14 protein-coding genes and 1 pseudogene are annotated in these 19,901 nt (G+C 71.5%); 4 read left to right on the top strand and 11 right to left on the bottom strand.

Features of this window, described 5'->3' with window-relative positions; all coding sequences use genetic code 11:
* Positions 1 to 150 precede the first annotated feature (150 nt).
* Complete coding sequence (locus tag ACFYM2_RS05860) at positions 151 to 543, bottom strand: hypothetical protein (RefSeq protein ID WP_388833669.1); 393 nt, start codon at positions 541 to 543, stop codon at positions 151 to 153.
* Between the two features lie 83 nt (positions 544 to 626).
* Positions 627 to 1,100 (bottom strand): ATP-binding protein, encoded by a 474-nt coding sequence (locus tag ACFYM2_RS05855; RefSeq protein ID WP_358993528.1) that lies wholly within the window; start codon positions 1,098 to 1,100, stop codon positions 627 to 629.
* Positions 1,101 to 1,306: 206 nt separating this feature from the next.
* Here ACFYM2_RS05855 and ACFYM2_RS05850 point away from each other — a divergent pair, with 206 nt between their 5' ends.
* The 3 genes from ACFYM2_RS05850 (at position 1,307) to ACFYM2_RS05840 (ending at position 3,530) form a co-directional block, all read left to right on the top strand.
* Positions 1,307 to 2,167, top strand: a complete 861-nt coding sequence (locus tag ACFYM2_RS05850; RefSeq protein ID WP_358993525.1) for a helix-turn-helix transcriptional regulator — start codon at positions 1,307 to 1,309, stop codon at positions 2,165 to 2,167.
* Entirely contained in the window at positions 2,168 to 2,434 is a 267-nt protein-coding gene (locus ACFYM2_RS05845) for a DUF397 domain-containing protein (protein ID WP_358993522.1), read from the top strand.
* 289 nt (positions 2,435 to 2,723) lie between these two features.
* A complete protein-coding gene (locus ACFYM2_RS05840; RefSeq protein ID WP_388455908.1) occupies positions 2,724 to 3,530 on the top strand; it encodes an SAM-dependent methyltransferase in 807 nt (268 codons plus the stop codon).
* A gap of 117 nt (positions 3,531 to 3,647) precedes the next feature.
* Here ACFYM2_RS05840 and ACFYM2_RS05835 read toward each other — a convergent pair whose 3' ends face one another.
* Together ACFYM2_RS05835 and ACFYM2_RS05830 are read right to left on the bottom strand one after the other, a co-directional pair.
* Complete coding sequence (locus ACFYM2_RS05835) at positions 3,648 to 4,325, bottom strand: hypothetical protein (RefSeq protein ID WP_388455910.1); 678 nt, start codon at positions 4,323 to 4,325, stop codon at positions 3,648 to 3,650.
* Positions 4,326 to 4,375: 50 nt separating this feature from the next.
* A complete protein-coding gene (locus ACFYM2_RS05830; RefSeq protein ID WP_388455912.1) occupies positions 4,376 to 5,002 on the bottom strand; it encodes a GPP34 family phosphoprotein in 627 nt (208 codons plus the stop codon).
* A 746-nt stretch (positions 5,003 to 5,748) separates the two neighbouring features.
* On the opposite strand from ACFYM2_RS05830, the gene ACFYM2_RS05825 reads away from it, so the two are divergent.
* Positions 5,749 to 6,198 carry a YchJ family protein gene (locus ACFYM2_RS05825; RefSeq protein WP_388833665.1) on the top strand — a complete coding sequence of 150 codons (450 nt, stop codon included), beginning with the start codon at positions 5,749 to 5,751 and terminating at the stop codon, positions 6,196 to 6,198.
* Positions 6,199 to 6,421: 223 nt separating this feature from the next.
* Here ACFYM2_RS05825 and ACFYM2_RS05820 read toward each other — a convergent pair.
* The 7 genes and pseudogenes from ACFYM2_RS05820 to ACFYM2_RS05790 form a co-directional block, all read right to left on the bottom strand.
* Positions 6,422 to 8,493, bottom strand: a pseudogene (locus ACFYM2_RS05820) (MDR family MFS transporter).
* A 406-nt stretch (positions 8,494 to 8,899) separates the two neighbouring features.
* A complete protein-coding gene (locus tag ACFYM2_RS05815; RefSeq protein WP_388833662.1) occupies positions 8,900 to 9,904 on the bottom strand; it encodes an urea transporter in 1,005 nt (334 codons plus the stop codon).
* A 412-nt stretch (positions 9,905 to 10,316) separates the two neighbouring features.
* Positions 10,317 to 11,735, bottom strand: a complete 1,419-nt coding sequence (locus ACFYM2_RS05810) for a M1 family metallopeptidase (RefSeq protein ID WP_388455920.1) — start codon at positions 11,733 to 11,735, stop codon at positions 10,317 to 10,319.
* Complete coding sequence (locus ACFYM2_RS05805) at positions 11,732 to 15,676, bottom strand: Pls/PosA family non-ribosomal peptide synthetase (protein WP_388833659.1); 3,945 nt, start codon at positions 15,674 to 15,676, stop codon at positions 11,732 to 11,734. The genes ACFYM2_RS05810 and ACFYM2_RS05805 overlap by 4 nt, the downstream gene beginning before the upstream one ends.
* A 164-nt stretch (positions 15,677 to 15,840) precedes the next feature.
* Positions 15,841 to 17,049, bottom strand: a complete 1,209-nt coding sequence (locus tag ACFYM2_RS05800) for a helix-turn-helix domain-containing protein (protein ID WP_358993503.1) — start codon at positions 17,047 to 17,049, stop codon at positions 15,841 to 15,843.
* A 228-nt stretch (positions 17,050 to 17,277) separates the two neighbouring features.
* On the bottom strand, positions 17,278 to 18,225 hold the full coding sequence (locus ACFYM2_RS05795) for a hypothetical protein (RefSeq protein WP_388833655.1): 948 nt from the start codon (positions 18,223 to 18,225) through the stop codon (positions 17,278 to 17,280).
* A 96-nt stretch (positions 18,226 to 18,321) separates the two neighbouring features.
* Positions 18,322 to 19,857, bottom strand: a complete 1,536-nt coding sequence (locus tag ACFYM2_RS05790; protein WP_388833652.1) for a DUF6801 domain-containing protein — start codon at positions 19,855 to 19,857, stop codon at positions 18,322 to 18,324.
* Positions 19,858 to 19,901: the final 44 nt, after the last annotated feature.

Here is a 19,901-nt window from a genome sequence, read left to right as displayed (position 1 = left end):
CGGCTGCGGTACGCACCACGGAGCCACCGAGAGAGAGCGCTCTCAAGCCCCACCCCGCCTGCACTCCCTCCCGCAGTCACCCTGGACGAAAGCGCTCTCAAGCCCACCCAAGCGATCAGCGGCGGCAGCCCCCGCCAGCCCCCGCCCCCCTCACGCCCAGACCGGCGCCGTGCCCGTCAGCTGGCAGACGACCAAGTACAGCGGGATGGGAGGAGTGTAGGGCGTCGGGCCCTCCGGGAAGTTGATCAGGCGCGGTCGGCCGGCGTCCGGCACCACGGCGCCCGGCGCGTAACGCACCGGGCGTGGCCAGGGCAGATCATGGTCGGAACCGGCCGGCACGATCCACCACCACCACTCGGCCGAGGCGAACACACAGCCGGACCGGGGAAGCCGGGACAGCAGCCTGAAGCCGTGCCGGGCGGGCACTCCTACCGCGTCCCGGCCCAGCGTGGCGGGCCGGACCGGCGGCAGCAGCACCCCGCCGCCGCATGGAGCGGCGGAGCCGCCGGGCCCGGGCTCACCGTGCGCACCCCCACTGCGCACGGAGCCACGGGGCCCGGCGGTTCCGGACCCATCGGGTCGCGGGCCCTGTCGCCCGGCCCGGGGTCCCCAGGGAAGCATCTCTCTCAGCACTCAAGGACCGCCTTGTTCGGCCCTTGGTGCGCGAGCTCGGCCCAGACCACGCGTCCGGGACCGTACGGGGCGTCGTGCGAGCCCCAGGCACTGCTCACCGCGTCCACGAGCAGCAGCCCGCGACCGCGTTCTTCCTCGTCGCCGGAGTGGCACAGCCGAGGACCGGCCGAACCGCAGCCCAGATCCCGGACGGCTATCAGCAACGCCCGCCGCAGATCGGTGAGTTCGCACAGTATGTGGTCCCCGGCGGTGTGCACGACGGCGTTCGTGACGAGCTCCGAGATCACCAGGGAGACCGTCTCGTGCAGCTCCTCATCGTGCCCCCAGCCGGTCAGCATGGCCCTGCTGCGACGGCGCGCCAGGGAGACCGACTCGGTACGGGCCGGCACGTCGAAGGCGTACCGTCGAACGGTGGTCCCGGAGCATGCGCCTGTCAGCTGCGGGATGAGCGCGTTACCAGGAGCCACGACCGGAATCCTCACAGTGGGGAAGCGGTGCTCCGTACGGCCTCCCCCAAGGCTGTACTCGACGACCGCGTGTGAACTGGTTCACCGACCCACCATGTACCTCCGGCGGACACTTGGCAAGGGGCACTCTGAAAAATGCAGAGTGCCGTTCTCCTATCTGCAGCGACGTGGCACACTGCTCGCAACAGTGCGTGGGGAGGTCTGAAGTGAGTGAACCCCGGTCCGCCCCGACCGTGGGCCAGGTCGTGCTGGGCAGACGCCTCCAGGACCTGCGCGAGCGGGCCGGTCTCAGGCGCGAGGAGGCGGCCAAGGTACTGCGGGTGGCCCCGGCCACCATCCGGCGCATGGAGATGGCCGAAGTCTCCCTCAAGATTCCCTACGTCGTCCTGCTGCTGAAGGCGTACGGGATCGCGGACGCGGAGACGGAAGGTTTCGTCGCCCTTGCCGAGGAGGCCAACAAGCCGGGCTGGTGGCAGCGCTTCCACGACATCCTGCCGGACTGGTTCAGCATGTACGTCAGCCTGGAGGGCGCGGCCTCGCTGATCAGGTCGTACGAGCCACACTTCGTGCCCGGACTGCTACAGACCGAGGAGTACGCCCGTGCCGTGATGCGCACCGGGGCGCTCGGCGCCACCAGCGAGGCCGACATCGACCGGCACGTGGCGCTGCGCATGGAGCGCCAGTCGCTGCTCACCCGGGACGACGCCCCCAGGCTGTGGGTCATCCTGGACGAGACCGTACTGCGCCGCCCGGTCGGGAGCCCGCAGGTCATGCGGGACCAGATCGACCGTCTCCTCGAAGCCTCGACGCTGCCCAACGTCACCGTTCAGGTGGCGGAGTTCGCCTCCGGGCACCACCCGGGGACGTACGGGCCCTTCGTCCTGTTCCGTTTCGCCGTGCCCGAACTGCCGGACATGGTCTACAGCGAGTACCTGACCGGCGCGGTCTACCTAGACGCGCGCCCCGAGGTGGCCACCCACCTGGAGGTCATGGACCGCATGGCGGCTCAGGCCGCCACTGCACAACGCACGAAGGAGATCCTCAAGGGTCTCCGCAAGGAGCTGTGAATGGATCACATATACGACGGCGGGCCAGCGACCGGGCACATCTACAACGGTATGCCCGCCGCCGAACTCGGCGCCGAGGGCTGGCACAAGCCGTGGAGCGGCGGCAACGGCGGCAACTGCTTCGAGGCCATGAAGCTGGCCGACGGCAGGGTCGCGGTCCGCCAGTCCGCCGATCCCGAAGGCCCCGCGTTGATCTACACCCCCGGCGAGATCGCGGCGTTCATCCAGGGCGCGAAGTCCGGCAAGGCCGATTTCTTGCTGACGTGACGTAGCGCGAGCGACGTGACGCAGCGCGAGTGACGCGACGCGAGTGACGCGACGCGGCTCGACCGCCGCTACGGCCGGCCGCTGCTCCGCCCGGCCGCCGCTCAGGTCGACCAGCCCGCTCCGGCCCACCTGCGTCGCCGGGCCCCCGACTCTCCCTCATCGGCCCGCCCTCCGATCCGATGCACAGCCGTCCCGACCATCAACGATCCCCGATCTACCAACTGCCGTACTCCCTCAACTGCCGTACTCCTCCCTCCTGTTCACTGACCTTCATCTCCATGGAGCGCACATGACCGGGCAAGACCGCACCGCCGTTCATATCGACACCAGCAAGCCCCATCCGGCCCGGGTGTACGACTGGTTCCTCGGCGGGAAGGACAACTATCCGGTCGACGAGGTGCTGGCCGAGCAGCTGCTCGCCCTCGACTCGCGTGGCCGGGACATCGCGCGGGTCAATCGCGCCTTCATGCACCGCGCCACACGGTGGCTCGCCGAGCAGGGCGTACGACAGTTCCTCGACATTGGCACCGGTATCCCCACGGAGCCCAACCTCCACCAGATCGCCCAGCGCACCGCGCCCGACGCCCGCATCGTGTACGCCGACAACGACCCGATCGTGCTGCGGCACGCGGAGGCGCTGTTGCGTTCCGCCCCCGAGGGGGTCACGGAGTACATCCAGGCCGACGCCCGCGAACCGGAACGCATCCTCGAACTGGCCCACGACACCCTGGACTTCGAGCGTCCGGTCGCGGTTTCGCTGATCGCTCTGACCCACTTCATCGGGGACGACGACGATGTGTACGGCATCGTCGACCGGCTCCTCGATGTCTTCGCGCCGGGCAGCTATCTGGTTCTTTCGCAGATCACCGGCGACTTCGACCCGGAGAGCGCTGCCCGCGCGATCGAGCTCTACAAGAGCGGCGGCGTCACGCTGCGCCCACGGACCAGGGCAGAGGTCGCGCGCTTCTTCGACGGCCGTGAACTGGTCTCGCCGGGCGTGGGACTCGCCGCTTCCTGGCATCCGGAGCTCGGTGAGAGCGCTCTCGACGGCGATGAGACCCTGCCCGTCTACGCGGGCGTGGCCCGCAAAGTGTGAGGCAAGGGGCGGGAGTGGCCGGCTGCCCGATCCGTCCGGGGGGCCGCGCGTACCGGTCGCCCCGGGCCTCGCCCGCCGGCCTCCCTTCGCCGGCGGTCCCGGTCCTCGGGGGTGGCCTTACGAGACGAACTCCTCGTCCCCGTAACGCACTTGCGCCGTGTCCCAGTCGACCCCGAGGGCCTGGGTGAGCTTCTTCGCCACCGGCAGGTCGGCGACCGGAGCGACGAGGATGAGCCGCCCGTCCAGGGTGACCGAGCCGCCGCCCAGCTCGTCGCGCGCCTCGGGGTCGGCGAGCAGCGCGTCGCGGAGCGCGGTCGGGGAGACACCGGACGCCTGAATCTCCACGGCGTCTGTCGCGGGCGAGATGCGTGCAAGGCAGCGGAAAGTCAGCACTGACTCCTGGTGGTAGCGCTTTCTGATGACTCCGGCGATGTGTCGCAGCCCGTCCGGGCTGACGTGGCCGACGTCGAACTCGCGCGAGCGCTCATAAGTGGTCTTCTCCAACTCCCTTGACCAGAAAAGGCCGTTGAGGAGCTTCGAGGGGCCCGGCCGCGCCCCGTTGGCGTGAATGATGCCGCGCACCTCGTGGTCGAACCGGGTCAGACGCGTCTTGAGCCTGGGGTCCGCCGGGTCGGTGATGATCGCTGTGTTGTCGGTGGCGAAGATCTGCGCGGGGGGACAGCCGCGCGTTGCCGCACCCGCGTTCGCGCTCTCCGCCCTCGTCTCTACCCCGGCCCCTGTTACGCCCAGCGTCAGGATGCTGACCGCGACCAGGACGCGCAACCTCAGTTTCATTCCTCAACTCCCTGTCCGGATGCGGGCGGGCGCTCGGTCGCCAGAGCGGTTCACTGGCCGCGCCAGACGTTGTCGAAGGCGGCGTCCTCGATGGTGCGCCGCTGTCGCTCGCCGGCGAGTTCCGTCACCGCCTCGTCAACGGCGGCCAGCACGGTCACGATCGTGTCCGAGGTCAGGCGCGCGAGCTCGTCGGCCGCCGCGTCCTGGATCCGGACGGCGGCCGCGAGGGCGGCGAGGACGGGCTCGCCCGACGCCCAGCGCTCTGCCGCACGGCGTCGGTCCGGTGAGTCGACGACCACGGTGCGGCCCGAGCTGAGCGGGTGGAAGCGGTGCCGCTGACGGATGAGGCGGCCCTCGGACTCCATGGTGGCGAGGTAGGCGGCGCGTAGGCCCCGGCCCCGGCGCCACAGCCATTCCTCGACGGTCTCGTACGGGGGCTGTCGCGTGAGCGCCGATGCCGCTTCGGCCAACTGCCGTTCGCCCAGAGCGTCCAGTGTGCCCGGCGCGTACATCGGGTCCGGCACGATGCGGTCGGCGTCGACGGTGAGCGCATGGGCGGCGGCGAGGTCGAGGAGTTCGGCTCCGGCCAGGGCGAGCGAGAGATCCCCCTGCTCGACGGGACGGTCTGCGGCGGGGACGTCCATGCTGACGATCAGCAGGTCCCGTGCTGTGGTCATGTGGCTTCCCTGTCGGAGTCGGAAGGGCGGTCGGCGCCGGAGTGTACGGCGGTACGAATCGGCACACCCCCACCATGTGGTGCGGGCACCTGAATGCCCGGCAGGACGAGCGGCGCACGGCGAGAACGAGGTTCGCGCATCGCCCTGTTGGAGCAGCGGTACGAGGGGATGGTCCTTGGCTGGGCGCCGACGGGTGCCGCGGTCGGGCTCGGCGGCAAGGCCCGGCCCGGCCCGTCCCAGCCCGCCCGGTGCCTGCCGGGGCCGCTCGGTGACGCGGTTGAGAGCGCGATCAGCGAGCGGCGGATGGCGAAGTTGCTCTTGACGCTGCCCTGGGCGCGATGGCTGGAAGCGGCAGAAACGGGGGGAGATGGCAGGGGGGCGGCAACCCTCAGGGCGACGGTGCCGGTCGCCCGGCGCACTGGGGCCGGACCTCAGTCGGCACGCCACGACCGTACGCCCAGCCGGCAGGCGTGGCGGAGCGCCGAGCGCCGAGCGCCGGGCCGATCTGGTCCAGCCCGGGACCCGGGACGGATCTGGTCCAGCGCGGGGCCACCGGGCCGGCCCCATGGCTCGGGTGCCGGGGTGCCGGGGTGCCGGGGTGCCGGGGTGCCCGGGTGCCGAGCCGTGCCCCGGCGCCTGGGCTGGCCGCGCTCCAGGCCATGGCTGGGGCGGGGCCCGAATCGTGCCCGCCACCCACTCCGGCAGAGGAGGACGGCGTAACCGTACGCCTGTGATCAGATGGACCCATGTCCCGTCGCACCAAGCGTCCCGCACGTCCCGCACGTCCGGCACGCCCCGCCGCCGAGAGCCCAGGCCCGAAGGCCTGTCCCTGCGGTCTGTCTGCCACTTACGCCGAGTGTTGCGGCCGCTACCACGCGGGTACGGCCGCCGCCCCCACCGCCGAGGCGCTGATGCGTTCGCGGTTCAGCGCGTTCGCGGTCCAGGACGGCCCGTATCTGCTGCGCACCTGGCATCCCGACACTCGGCCCGCGCGCCTCGACCTCGACCCCGGCATGCGCTGGACGCGTCTGGAAATCCTGGGCACCACCGACGGCAGCGCCTTTCACTCCACCGGCACGGTCACCTTCCGCGCGCACTACACCCACGGCGCGGAGGCGGGATCGCTGCACGAGCAGAGCCGCTTTTCGCGGGTCGAGGGCAGCTGGGTCTATCTGGACGCGGTCTTCGCCGACTGACGCGACTGACGCGACGCGACCCGGGACGCGCTCCCCGGCCGGTGTGAACGGAGTGGTCACGTGCCTCCCCGCGCCGTTCAGCGGCCGACGGCTGAACGCCGACATCCAGGCCACATCCGGCCACATCCAGGCCACCCCGGCACACCCGGCACACCCGGAACGCACGGAAAGGACGGAATGGGCGGAGACACGAGAAACGCCGGTGAGAGCGCTCTCAGGTCTCTCAGGAGGGGACGGACGCGAACGCCTTTTCGTGGATCGCCGGTAGTCCGTTCGCCAGGTCCTCGGCCATCAGGCGCTTCGCGATCACGTCGGCGGCGGCCCGCAGCTCCGCGCTGCGTGGCCGGCCTCGGTCCTTCTCCAGCTGCTCGTTCAGCCAGGCCGCCCAGGAGTCGGTGATAGTGGCGACCTCGCGTTCCCCGGCGGGGGTGTGCGAGAAGTAGCTGCCCTTGCGGCTGAGGAAGCCCTCGTCCACCATGCGCTGGAACACCGGCACCAGCACCTCCGGCGGCACCTGGCGGCGCGCGGCGATCAGGCCGAGGCTGGCGTGACCGACCATCCGCGTGTACTGCTCGACCTGCATGACCGCCCAGGCTCCCGCCACATCGAGCCGGGTGTCGGAGGCCGCCACGATGCGCCGCGCCGTGTTCATGTCCGCCCCGCGCACGATCTTTCCGACGGCGAGTTCGAGCACCTTGGCGGGGTCGCCCGTGGTCGGCTGCGCGAAGCCCTCGCCCATGTCGGTGGAGGCGGAGCGCGCGGTGTCGCGCAGCTCGACCTGCTTGAGAAAGAGCGCTACCAAGAAGCCGACGGCGGCGACGGGCACCGTCCACAAAAATACGGTGTGGAGGCTGTCGGAGTACGCCCTCACCAGGGGGGCGGCCGAAGCCGGCGGCAGTTGGTGCAGGCCCGTCGGGGACTGCGCGGCCCGGGCGAGCGCCGCCGGGTCCGTCCCGCCGGCCCGTGCCGCCGCGGCGATCCCGTCCTGGAGGTTCGTCTTCAGTGTGTTGGCGTAGATCGTGCCGAACACGGCGGTACCGAACGAGCTGCCCAGCGTGCGGAAGAAGGTGACTCCGGACGTCGCCGTGCCGAGGTCCGCGTAGTCGACCGTGTTCTGTACGGCGATGGTGAGGACCTGCATGCACAGCCCGATGCCGAGCCCGAGCACGAACATGTAGAGCGATTCCAGCCAGGCTCCCACCCCGGGCCCCATCAGGGACAGGAGATACAGACCCACCCCCATGACCAGGGCGCCGACGATGGGAAAGACGCGGTACTGGCCGGTCCTGCTCACCACGTTGCCGCTGAAGATGGACGCGATGAGCAGGCCGACGACCATGGGCAGGGTGCGTACGCCGGAGAGGGTGGCCGAGTCGCCGTCCACGTACTGCAGATAGGTGGGCAGGAAGGTCATCGCGCCCAGCATCGCGAAGCCCACGATGAAGCTGAGGACCGAGCACACCGTGAAGACGGGGTTGCGGAACAGGCGCATCGGCAGCATCGGTTCGGCGGCCCGTGTCTCCACCCAGCAGAACAATGAGAGCGCTATCACGCCGACCGCGAACAGTGCGATGATGGTCGCCGAACCCCACGCGTACTCGTTTCCGCCCCAACTCGTCGCGAGAATAAGGGCGCTGGCGCCCGCGGCGACCAGGCCGATGCTGAGGTAGTCGATGACGGGCTTGGCCGTCGAGCGGACCGAGGGGATGTTACGGGCCGCCGCGATCACCACGAGCACGGCGATGGGCACGTTCACGTAGAAGGCCCAGCGCCAGCTCAGATGGTCGGTGAAGACCCGCCGAGCAGTGGACCGATGACAGTCGACACACCGAACACGGCGCCGATCGCACCCTGGTACTTGCCGCGTTCGCGCAGGGGGATCACGTCGGCGATCAGTGCCATCGCGGTCACCATCAGGCCGCCGGCGCCGATGCCTTGCAGCGCCCGCCAGGCGATGAGCAGGGACATGTTCGTCGCGAGCCCGCACAGGAACGAGCCGGTGATGAAGATGATCGCGGAGACCTGGAAGACGACCTTGCGACCGAACAGGTCACCGAACTTGCCCACCAGGGCGGTGGCGACGGTCTCCGCCAGCAGGTAGGACGTGACCACCCAGGACATGTGGGCGGCGCCGCCGAGGTCCGAGACGATGGTGGGGAGAGCGGTTCCAACGATGGTCTGGTCGAGCGCGGCCAGCAGCATGCCGAGCATGATCGTGCCGAAGACGATGTTCCGCTGCCGGACATCGAGCACGGGTGGCGCGGACACGGGTGCTGTAGCGCTGGCAGTGGTCACCCTGGCAGCGTCACACCGCCGCAGGTGGCGCGCATGCGGTGTAGGCCGCGCGGATGAGGCGCGCCGAGCCCGCTGGCCGGGGGGCGGGGGACGTCCGGGGCGACCGGTGCCAGGGCGGCGGGGCCCCCGGGCTGCCCGGTGCCGGGAGCGAAGGGCCCGGTGCCGGGTCGGCGGACGCGCGGCTTACTCCTGCCGCGGACGAAGCGCGCGGTCGGCTGTCCGGCGCTGGGGGTGGAGGGCGTCCAGGGCGTCCGGTACCGAGGCGGAAGGCGTCCGGGGTGTCCGGCGCCGAGGCGAAGGGCGTCCGGGGGGCCGGTGCCGGGCTCAGGCCCCAGCACGGTCGCGACCCGCGCTGTCACCTGGGCTCAGGCCCCGGCCACTACGGGTCGTGACCGGTTACGTCGGCTCAGGCCCCCAGCAGGACGTCGGAACCGGTCGACGGTTCGGGCAGGGGCCGCACGTGTGGCCCGGTGCGGTGCAGCCTGGGCAATGCCGGTACGGAGGCGAGGAAGACCAGGGTCGTGAGCACGAACGGCCAAGTGAAGGCGTGCCCGCCGACCGGCGCGGAGAGCGCTCTCACGGCGGGTCCCAGCACGGTGGCCACCGCCGCGCCCACCACCGCGAAACCGAGGCTCCACCGGTCCGCGGCCAGCAGCACCCCGCACAGCGCCATCGCCACGAGTACCGCGTTGTAGCCCATGGTGCCGTCCACGATCCGGGCGGTGGGCGCCCCGAGCGCCCAGGCGGTCACCAGGCTGACAGCGCTTCCCACGCAGGCCATCGCCCCGGCCGTCCGGCTGGCCGCGAAGATGCCGACCAGGAGGATCAGGCCCACGTACCACTGAGGCATCAGGAAGATCTGAGCGATGTTGGCGAAGAAAGCGCGTCCCACGTCGTCGACGGCGAGGGCGACCGACCCCTCGGCCGCGCGACTCAGTTCGGCCGTCCCCGGGCCGTGGTGCCACACCCGCTCGAACCCGGGCGCCGCGATCGTCATCGCGCTCGCCGTCAGGCAGAACGGCAGCGTCAAGGTGGGCAGACCCCAGCCGCGCAACAGGGTGGTCGAGGCCGCGGTGATCACGGTGACGACCGCGCAGCCGCCGGCGGCCAGGACCATCGTGGAGAGGTACTGGGGCCCGAGGAACACGGCGAAGCCGACCGCGACCAGGCAGGCGTTGAACCCCTCCAGGCCGGCCGACACCCGGCTCCGGTCCACGCCGAGCAATTGCGCGGTGCCGGTACCGAGCGCGGTGCCGAGGAGACCGTAGAGGCCGTACTGCCATCCCGCGACGAAGAGCGCGACGGTGAAGATGGCCCCGGTCACGGCGCTCGGCATGAACGGCACCTGTGCCTGGCCCCGCAGCACGTGCACCGCGAACAGCCCTCGGTGTGCGGTGCGCGGCAGTCGCACGTGAGCCTCCCTTGAGAACCGTGAAAGCGGCCGGTCGTGGCCAAGCGCACTGTAAGGGGCGGCATGGGGGATCCGGCAAGGGTCATATATACGGCGAAATGCCATGAAGCAGCCAGAAGTTCGCGCGTAGGTAAAGGTCTTGTATACGACGACAGCGCGCTGAGAGCGCTTCCAGACGATGGCACGAGTGGTCCGCCCTCCCGTCCATCGACGCCCCCACCTCCACCCCCGAGCCCAGCCCACCCCCGAGCTCAGCCCGACTCGGCCCTGTTCGGCTCGACCCCACCCCGACTCGCCCCTGTTCGTCTCGGCCCCACCCCGGCCTCGGCCCAGCCCCAGCCCCAGCCCGGCCCGGCCCCGCCGCCTCGCCGGGGCGGTCCCTCACCTGACGAAACGCGCACCTGATGGCACGTCAGTTGGCCACCGGCTGCGGCAGTTCAGGGAGCTTCTTCTCGTAGAGCCACATCTGGAGCAGAGGCCGCACCTCGTCACCCGCCATCGCCTGCGCGTGAGCGATGAACGCGACGGTGTCGCCGATCCGCCCGCGTCGGGCCTCGTGCCATCCGCGCAGCACCGCGAAGAACCGGTCGTCGCCCAGCGTCAGACGCAGCGCGTGCAAGGTGCACGCCCCCCGGGTGTAGAGCCGGTCGTCGAAGATGCGGCGCGGGCCCGGCTCGGCGAGCCGCAGGTTCTGGCCGCGCCGCGCGAGACCGCACCACTCCCGGCGCGCGATCTCGTCGGCGCTGTCCTCGCCGATGTGTTCCGACCACAGCCACTCGGCATACGTCGCGAACCCCTCGTTGAGCCAGATGTGCCGCCACTCGCGGATGCCCACGCTGTTGCCGAACCACTGGTGCGCCAACTCGTGGGCCACCAGGGTCTCCCAGCCGCGCCGCCCGTCGATGTGATTGCGGCCGAACACCGAGCGGGTCTGGTTCTCGACCGGCGCGCCGAGGTCGGCGTCGACCACCACCGCGCCGTACGCCTCGAACGGGTAGGGCCCGAACAGGTGCGAGAAGTGCCGCAGCATGTCGGGCTGGCGCCCCAGATCGTGGCGGGCCGCGTCGGCGAGCCGCGACGGATAGGCGTTGTGCACCGGGATCGACCTGCCGCCCGGCAGCCCGGGCGCCAGCACGCTGTCGTGCTGGAAGCGGCCGGTGTAGAGCGCGGCCAGATAGGTGGCCATGGGCCCGGGGTGGTGATAGGTCCACACATCGGTGGCGCCCTCGCTGCGGCACTCGGTGAGCGTTCCGTTGGCGAGCGCCTGCCGGTCGCGCGGCACCGTGACCCGGAAGGTGTACGCCGCCTTGTCGTCGGGCCGGTCGTTGCAGGGGAACCAGGACGGCGCCCCGAGTGGCTGAGAGGCGACCAGGGTGCCGTCGTGGCTGTCTCCGGTACGGTCCCAGCCGATGCTTCCGAACGGCGAGCGGATCGGTCCTGGCCGCCCCCCGTACCGTACCTTCGTCGTGAACGACGCCCCGGCCGCGACCGGTTGACTGGGCGTCAGATACAGTTTGCCCTGGCGCTGCCGGACGCGGGCGGCCCTGCCGTCGATGTGCGCCGCCTGGGCGTTGAGCCGGAACAGATCGAGCTCCACCCGCTCCAAGGGCCGCAGCGCGACGGCCTGGATCAGCGCCGTACCGGCGAGGCGGCCGCTTGTGGAATCGTAGGCGATCCGCAGATCGTAGGCGAGGGTGTCGTGCCCGTAGGAGCCGTGCTGGGGGAAGTAGCGGTCCCGGTGGCCAATGGCCGACTCGTCCGCGACCGCGAGTGCGCCGAGCGTGGACAGGGCGGCGACCCGGACCAGGGACCGCCGGCTGTACCGGGTCACGCGGCGCTCCCTTCGCGGGGCGGGGTGCCCTGATGTGCCGTCAACTTATTTTCGCCTAGGGGCAGTTGGGTACGCGCGGGCGTTGATTGCTCACCCGCGATGGGGTTGCCCGCCCAGCGGGTGTCCGGCGGTACGCTCTCGCCGCGCATGACCAGTGAGGCGGCGCCGACCGAGGCCCTGGCGCCGATGTCGGTCCCGGGCAGCGCGATGCTGTGCGGGCCGAGCGACGCGCCCTCGGCGAGCCGCACCGCGTCGAGGCGCATGATCCGGTCGTGGAAGAGATGGGTCTGCAACACGCACCCCCGGTTCACGCTCGCCCCGTCCCCCAGGGTGATCAGGTCGGTCTCCGGCAGCCAGTACGTTTCCAGCCACACCCCGCGTCCGATGCGGGTCCCCAGGCTGCGCAGCCACCAGTTGAGGACCGGCGTTCCGGTGAAAGAGCTCGCCATCCATGGCACCGCCAGAGACTCGACGAAGGTGTCGTACAGCTCGTTGCGCCACACGAAGGAGGACCACAGGGGGTGCTCGCCGGCCTTGAACCGGCCGACCAGGGCCCACTTCGCGGCGGTCGCCGTCAGGCCCGCCACGGCGGCCGCACCCACAAGGAGCAGGGTCCCCGCCAGCGCGGCGAGCAGGAGCCCGCCCCGGTTGAGAGCGCTCTGCTCGCCGATGAGTACGGCTTCGGCGAGCAGCACCGAGCAGATCAGGGGCGTCACCCTGCACAGCTCGACCGAGGCGCGGGCGAGCACGATCCGGCGCGGCGGGTCGAAGGTGCGTCCGGGGTCGCCCGTGGCCGCGACTCTCGGCAGCGGAAGGGCCGGCCGCCCGAGCCAGGAACTGCCCGGCTCGCTGTGGGCCGGCGCGTCGCACAGCACGCCGATCAGGGCGCCGTCGGGCACCCCCCGGTCCGGGCCGACGATGCCGGAGTTGCCGACGAAGGCGCGCCGTCCCACACGTGCCCTGCCCAACTTCAGCCAGCCGCCACGGACTTCGAACGGCGCCATCAGGGTGTCGTCGGCGAGGAAGGCGCCGTCCTCCACCGTCAGGAGCGAGGGCAGCGGCAGCACCGTCGAGATCTCCGCGCGCCGTCCCACCCGGGCCCCGAGCAGCCGCAGCCACACCGGGGTGGCCAGGCTCGCGTACAGGGGAAAGAGGCTGCCTCGGGCGCCGCCGACCAGGCGCGTCACCAGCCAGGCGCGCCAGGCGACGCCGCCGCACACCGGGTGGAAGCCGGGCTTCAGGCCCCGCCCGAGGATCCGTACCAGGGCCGCGAGCGTCAGCATGGAGAGCAGGGTGGTGGCCACCGCGATGGGCGGCGCGGCCACCAGCAGGCGTACCGCCACGGCTGAGAGCGTGTCGCAGGAACGCACCAGGTAGTAGACGCCGACCAGCGCGGGCGCGGCGTACAGGAGCGAGACCAGCGGCAGCGCGGTCAAGGAGAGCGCGTACGCCACGGCCCAGCGGCGCGAGCGTTCCGGACGCGGCGCGGGCCAGCCGGTCCCGGCGACGCGCTCGTACGCCTCGGCCTGGCGGGCCGGTGAGCCGAGCCAGCGGCGGCCGGGCGGGACCTGGCCGTCCAGGCAGGCGCCCGGCTCGAGTTCGGCGTCCGTGCCGAGGACCGCGCCGGGCATCAGGGTGCTGCGGTGGCCGACCCGGGCGCCGTCCCCGACGCGTACCGCGCCGATGCGCAGCGTCGCCCCGTCCAGCCACCAGCCGCTGATGTCGGCCTCGGGCTCCACGCTCGCCCCCCGGCCGATCGTGGCAAGACCGGTCACCGGGGGCATGGCGTGCAGGGCGACGCCCTTGCCGACCCGGCAGCCCAGTGAACGCGCGTACAGACGGGCCCAGGGTGTCCCGAGCAGGGAGGAGACGCCGAACGCCGCCACGACGCGTTCGGCCGTCCACAGCCGCAGATGGACACGCCCGCCCCGGGGATAGGCACCCGGCTTCACTCCCCGGGTCAGCGCACGCGCGGCTGCCGCGCCGATGGCGAAGCGGGCCGGCGCGCTGAGGAGGACCACGGCGCCGATGAGTACGAACCACCAGGAGGTGTGCGGCGCCCAGGCCTGGGGCGCGAGCCAGCCCATGATGTTGTCGAGCGTGGCCAGCGCGATCAGCCCGCGCAGTCCGGCGACGCCGAACAGGCCTGCTGTCACCAGGAGTTGGACCACTCCGGCGCTGCGCGGCACCGGCTGGATCGTGCGTTTCTCGGCGGCGGGAGCGGCGAGTGATTCCAGGTGCAGGGCCATGTCCCGCAGCAGGGGCCGGCGGTAGAGGTCGGCGACGGACACGCCGGGGTAGTGCTCACGCAGCTCGGACGCCAGTCGTGCGGCGCTCAGGCTGGAGCCGCCGAGAGCGAAGAAGTCGCTGTCCGGCTCGGGGCGCACGCCCAGCATGCGCTCCCACGCCCCGGCGAGCCGCGCGGCGGTGGAGCCGTCCTGTTCGGCGGCGGTGAGGGGGCCGCGCTGCGAGGGGAGCGGCCAGGGCAGCGCGTCCCGGTCGACCTTGCCCGAGGTGCGCGTGGGAAGATCGGGCACTTCCACGAGCAGCGGCACCAGAGCGGCCGGGAGGCGTTCGGTGAGGATGCCACGTGCCTCATCGGCGCGGAATCCTTCCCGTTCGGGTACCAGGTAGCCCACCAGGATCTGTCCCCCGGCCGGGGTGCCGCGCACCGCGCAGGCGGCGGCGCGCACGCCTGGAAGCGCTCTCAACGTGGCGTCGATCTCACCGAGTTCGATGCGGCGCCCGCCGACCTTGACCTGGTCGTCGGCCCGCCCGAGGTGGACGAGACCAGCCGCTTCCGCGCGCACGAGGTCTCCGGTGCGATAGGCGCGCCGGGTGTCGAGGAGGGCGAGCGGCGTGAACCGTTCGGCGTCCTTGGCGGCGTCGAGATACCGCGCGGTGCCCGCCCCGGCGATGACCAGTTCCCCCTCGCCGCCGTAGGGGACGGGGTTTCCGGCCCGGTCGAGGACCGCCAACTCCCAGCCGGCCAGCGGCAGTCCGATGCGTACGGGCTCCCCGGGCATCATGCGGGCCGCTGTCGCCACCACCGTGGTCTCGGTGGGGCCGTAGGTGTTCCACATTTCACGGCCCTTGACCGCGAACCGGTCCGCGAGGGCGCCCGGGCAGGCCTCGCCCCCGACGATCAGAAGCCGTACGTCCTCCAGCGCCTCGTCCGGCCAGAGCGCGGCCAGGGTGGGCACCGTGGAGACCACCGTGATGCCGCGCTCCATGAGCCAGGGGCCCAGTTCATGGCCGGCCCGCACCAGCGAACGCGGCGCCGGAACCAGGCAGCCGCCGTGCCGCCAGGCCAGCCACATCTCCTCGCACGAGGCGTCGAACGCGACGGAGAGCCCGGCCAGGACCCGGTCCCCGGGCCCCAACGGCCGCTCGGCCAGGAACAGTTGTGCCTCCGCGTCCACGAACGCGGCGGCCGAACGGTGGGTGACCGCCACGCCCTTGGGCAGCCCCGTCGAACCGGAGGTGAAGATGATCCAGGCGTCGTCCTCGGGCCGCGCGGCACGCCAGCGGGCGCCGAGCGGTGCCGTGGACCCCGGCAGTATCCGCTCTCCCGCCTCGATGACGGCGCACACCCCGGCCTCGCTGAAGACCGTCGCCGCGCGCTCATCGGGGTCGTCGGCGTCGACCGGCACATACGCCGCGCCGCACAGCAGCACCGCGAGGATGGCGAGATACAGATCGCAGGTGCCGGACGGGATACGGATGCCGACCCGGTCGCCGGGGCCGATGCCGTGGCGGGTGAGCCGCACGGCGCGTTCGGTGATCCGGTCGCAGAGGTCTTGGTAGGTCAGCCGCTCGCCGCCCGCGTCGAGTGCGGGTGCGCCCGGGTGGGCGGCCGCCGTCGCGTCCAGTACGTCGAGCAGGGTGCGGGGGTGCGGGGCGGCTGCGCCGCGGAAGACGGCCGGCAGGTGCGAAGACATCGGTATGCCTCTGGCGTAGTGCGGGTGGTACGGACATCCTTCGGACATCCGCCCATCCAGACGGGCATATCGAGCGGCGGGTTCGCACCTGCCCTGGTACTTGACGATATTTATCCGTTGTTTTCGAAGTGATTCGGATGATTATGGCGCCGATCGGGGCAAGTTCACGGGCGATCCCGGTGGCAGAGGTCCCTTGCGCGTAGCACTAGTTCGGTGGCGAACCGGTGTTCGGGGTCGGCGAGCCGGTCGCCGAAGATGGACTCCAGGGTGCGCATCCGGTAGCGCACCGTCTGCGGGTGCACGGCGAGGAGTTCGCCCATGTGGGCGGCGGTGCCACGGGTCGCGAGCCAGGTCCGCAGGGTGTCGATGAGGCGGTCGCGCCGGCCGGGTGTAAGCGCTTCCAAAGGGGCGAGTTCGCGACGGGCGAGGTGTTCGAGCAGCGCCGGATCCGAGCGCAGCCAGAGCGTGACCAGGTGGTCCTCGCAGTACAGCCGGCCGGACTCGCTCTCGATGACGCCCGCCGCCGCGAGGTCGAGGACCTGGCGCGCCCAGCGAAGGGAGTCGGACGCGTCGCCGATGGGGACCTCGAGCCCCACCGCGGCCCAGGACCCGTGCAGAGCGGCGTCCAGCATCCGTCTTCGCGTCTCGTCCACCGGGCCGGGCACCAGGAGGTGGGGGCGCGGTTCGCCGGAGTCGACCAGGACATCGTTGTCCAACGCCGCGCGCGTGAGGCCGGCTCCGGAGCGGAGCGCGATCAGGGTGACCCGCTCGGGCAGTGGCCAGCGGGCGCGGTCGGCCAGTTCCGCGATGGCGGCGCGGGGCACTGGGGAGCCGGCGAGGATCAGATGCAGCAGCCGTCTGCGCAGCGCGTCGGAGCGCTCGCCGGAGAAGGACGTTACCTCCAGATACCCCTCCCGTGAGAGCGCTTCCAATTCCTCGACGTACGTGAAGAGCGCGTCCGCGAAGCTGAGCATCAGGGCGGGGGAGAGGTTGTAGCGCCGGCCGATCTTCTTGGCCCGCCGCAGCGCTACGCGGGCGCCCAGCCGGTAGGCCCCCTGGAGCGTTTCCAGGCTCCGGCCCTCGTAGGCCTCGAACCGGCCGAAGCGCCGGCACATCTCGTCGCGGAGGGCGGAGGGCGCGCTGGGGGAGGCGACCTGGTCGACGAAGACCGTGAGGTTCTGTTCCACTCCGACCCTGATGGCCTCCCCGTAGGGGCCCTCCAGTAACCGGGCGTACTCGGGGTAGGCGCGCGTGACCTCCGCGCCGATCTCCTTGAGGAGTCCCGGAAGTTCGGGGCGCATGATCGCGGCGAACTCCTGTGGGAGCGGTCCCAAGGGCTCCTGGGTGTCCGATGACTGCGCGGCTGTGGGCATCTCACTCCCCTTGCACTACGGCGCTCCGGTGGGGGGATGACCGATGGGGAAAGCGCTCCCATCGACCGGCAGGTGCGTACCTTGGCGGACTGCTGAACCTAGAACAACTGCCGTGTCAGGGACAACACTTGGGGCGCCGTCGGGCTCAGGGTGCGTCGGTTGTCGGCCGATTCCGGTGCGGCCCGGCCGGAGCTCGGCCGGGCCGCCGCGCGCGGGTGGTGGCAGACGTCACTGGGCCGCCGAATGCCAGTACTGAGAGAGGAGCTTGCCGTTGTTGGGAACGACCGTGCCGGGGGCGTGCAGTCCGGCGAGGTAGGTGGACGCGTTGTTGAGGACGAGGTTGTTGTGGCCGCCCGCCGAGGGGAGGCCCGTCTTGAGGTTCACCGCCCAGTCGAGCAGGCCCGCGAGGCCGCAACCGCTTGCCCCGGGCACCGCGAACGTGGTGTCCGTCTGGTCGGCGCCGGTGAGGCTGAGCCGGTTCATGACGCCGGCCGTGTTGGCCGTGCCGTTGCCGTCGAAACGCTGGATGCCGAGCTTGGGCACCGTGACGTTCTGGGGGCGCAGAACGATGGGGTGGGCCGCCGATCCGAGGTAGCAGGAGCCGCCGAGGAGCGGGTTTTGCAGATGGATGCGGACCGGGATCGCGAGAATCGGCTGACCGGAGGTGGCGCCGGCGGTGAGTTGGAAGTCGCTGGGCGTACCGACGGATTCCATGGTGGCGGTCACCCGGTTGAGACTGGCGTTGGTGATGCCCTGGCAGATGCCGCTGACGACGGGGATGTCGCTGGGGCACATCAGGCCGAGCAGCCCGCCGGGGATGTCGGCGGGGTCGGCGACCAGCGCGCCGCCGGCGGGAGCGACGAGTGTGGATGTCCCGCCCGAGTGCTGGATGACTCCGACCTGCAAGTCGCTTGCCCCCGTGGTGACTTCGGTGTTTCCGAGCTTGATGGAGCCGCCGGGCGAGTGGGAGGCGATGCACTGCACGATGTCGGCGCGACCGTCGGCGGCGAGCATGGCCGGGTCGTCCACGGGACACCGGGTGAACGGGGCCCAGTCACCCGCCAGTTGGCTCGCCGAAGCGGTGTCGGCGGAGGCGGGTCCCACCGCTCCCAGCAGGGTCAGGGCGGTGCCGGTGGCGAGCAGTGCGGCGCTCAGGCGGTTGGATACGGGTCTCATGGAGTCGTCCCCTCTGGACGTCCCGACACGCGACGTCCTGTACGGATATGGGCGGCTGCGCCAACAACTGGATACCGAACCGGAGTTGGCCGGAAGTCAGCGCAGGGGCGGCGGGATGGTCGTGGGCTGCTTGTCCGGGGTGCACAGCTTGGCCGGGTCGTCCGGGATGCCGGACGCGCACGGCGCTCCCTGGTTCTGCTTCACGGTGTTGGCGGGCCCGGACACCGATGCGGTGAACAGCGGGCTGAGGTCTTCGCCCACGCCGCAACCGGTGAACGGCGGAATGGTCACCTCGCCGTCCAGGGGACCGCCCCGGGAGAGCGAGTAGCCGCGCCAGACGGTGTCCTTGCCCTTCTTGAGCTGCCCCAGCAGAACCATGTGGTCCTTGGTGTTGTTCGACGGGTCAGGATCCTGCGAGTAAATGGGCCCGGTGGTACGGCAGTTGGTGCCGACGTCCATCGGTGTGCCGTTGACCTTGACGTCGCTCAGGCGCAGCGTCAACGGAACCCTGATGTAGGTCTCGCCGTGCCCGGCGGTGTTGTTGAGATCGGAGTCGATGGACATGGGACCGGTCTGTTCCAGCGTCATCGTCGCGGTGGTCGGCATGAACCCGAAGGTCAAGAACGTGGCCGGGGCCGGTGGCGTCTGGGCGCGGCCCTGGTAGTCGAGCCGGCCCTGCGACTTCTGGAGCAGATGGAGTTCGAAGACGCCGGGTCTCACCTCGATCCGCTTCAGCTGGTTGGGGCCCTGGACGATCTGGGCGCAGTACACGGGGATCAGGGAGGCGCCGTTCAGCTTGGTGACATTGGAGTACCCGGTGACGTACGCCGCGAGGGCGAGGGGCTGGGCGGTGTCGCCGTGGCACGGGGGCACGGCGGCGGGGGGAGCGCTTCCCGCCGTGGGGGCGGCGACCTTCGGGGCGGCGAGGGAGGGGCGCGGCGGGGTGGCGGCGGCCGTGGGGCTCGGCATCGAGGCGCCGGGCGCCGACGACGGTGTGGAGCCCGAAGTGCCGTTGGACACCGGCACTTTGGCCAGCTGGTCCGATCCACCCGGGGTTCTCGTGCACGACACCGACAGGGTCGCCGGCTGCGTGGCGCGGCCCTCGACGGTGACCGGTTGGAAGTCGAGCGTGAGAGCCGTGGCCGTCACCATGAGGTCGCCGGGGTCGTTGGCGGTGATGGTGGGGACCTCGCCGGTGGCCGTGAGGACCGCGTCGCCCGCGGGCGGGAGGGGGACCGAGGGCGCGCTCAGCTGCCACAGGGCGGTGGCGTCGGCGCCGTTCTGCGCCACCCGCGTCGTCAGCCGGATGCTCGCTCCCGTCGTGGCCGCGTGCAGTGCGGTGAGTTCGGCGACGGCGGACGCGGGTAGCGTCACCCGTGTGGCTACGTCGGCCGGCCGGATCGCCACACCCGGCGCGGCCCGCTCGGGGAACTTGGCAGCGACGCGCACCGACACCGGCCGCGCGCCGCCCGGGAACGCGCAGGTGTAGGCGAGATCGGTGCTGACCTGCTGATCCCCGAGCGCCGCGGTCGCGCCCGGCACGATGGTGGCCAGCACGACGGTCGCCGCCGCGACCGCGCCCCGGCCGCGTACGGTCTGCCAACGGCCGCCGGGGCCCCGGGTCCTCGTCACGTCGCGATCAGCTCCACTCACTCAGCTCCCTTTCCTGGAGTCCA

Origin of the sequence: Streptomyces sp. NPDC006711, assembly GCF_042869775.1 — a bacterium.
Classification (GTDB): domain Bacteria; phylum Actinomycetota; class Actinomycetes; order Streptomycetales; family Streptomycetaceae; genus Streptomyces.
This window is presented reverse-complemented; position numbering and strand designations above follow the sequence as displayed.

Coding starts and splice junctions, on each gene's coding strand:
- ACFYM2_RS05845 (WP_358993522.1), top strand. CDS start 2,168: ATGGATCACATATACGACGGCGGGCCAGCGACCGGGCACATCTACAAC.
- ACFYM2_RS05840 (WP_388455908.1), top strand. CDS start 2,724: ATGACCGGGCAAGACCGCACCGCCGTTCATATCGACACCAGCAAGCCC.
- ACFYM2_RS05835 (WP_388455910.1), bottom strand. CDS start 4,325: ATGAAACTGAGGTTGCGCGTCCTGGTCGCGGTCAGCATCCTGACGCTG.
- ACFYM2_RS05830 (WP_388455912.1), bottom strand. CDS start 5,002: ATGACCACAGCACGGGACCTGCTGATCGTCAGCATGGACGTCCCCGCC.
- ACFYM2_RS05825 (WP_388833665.1), top strand. CDS start 5,749: ATGTCCCGTCGCACCAAGCGTCCCGCACGTCCCGCACGTCCGGCACGC.
- ACFYM2_RS05805 (WP_388833659.1), bottom strand. CDS start 15,676: ATGTCTTCGCACCTGCCGGCCGTCTTCCGCGGCGCAGCCGCCCCGCAC.
- ACFYM2_RS05800 (WP_358993503.1), bottom strand. CDS start 17,049: ATGCCCACAGCCGCGCAGTCATCGGACACCCAGGAGCCCTTGGGACCG.
- ACFYM2_RS05795 (WP_388833655.1), bottom strand. CDS start 18,225: ATGAGACCCGTATCCAACCGCCTGAGCGCCGCACTGCTCGCCACCGGC.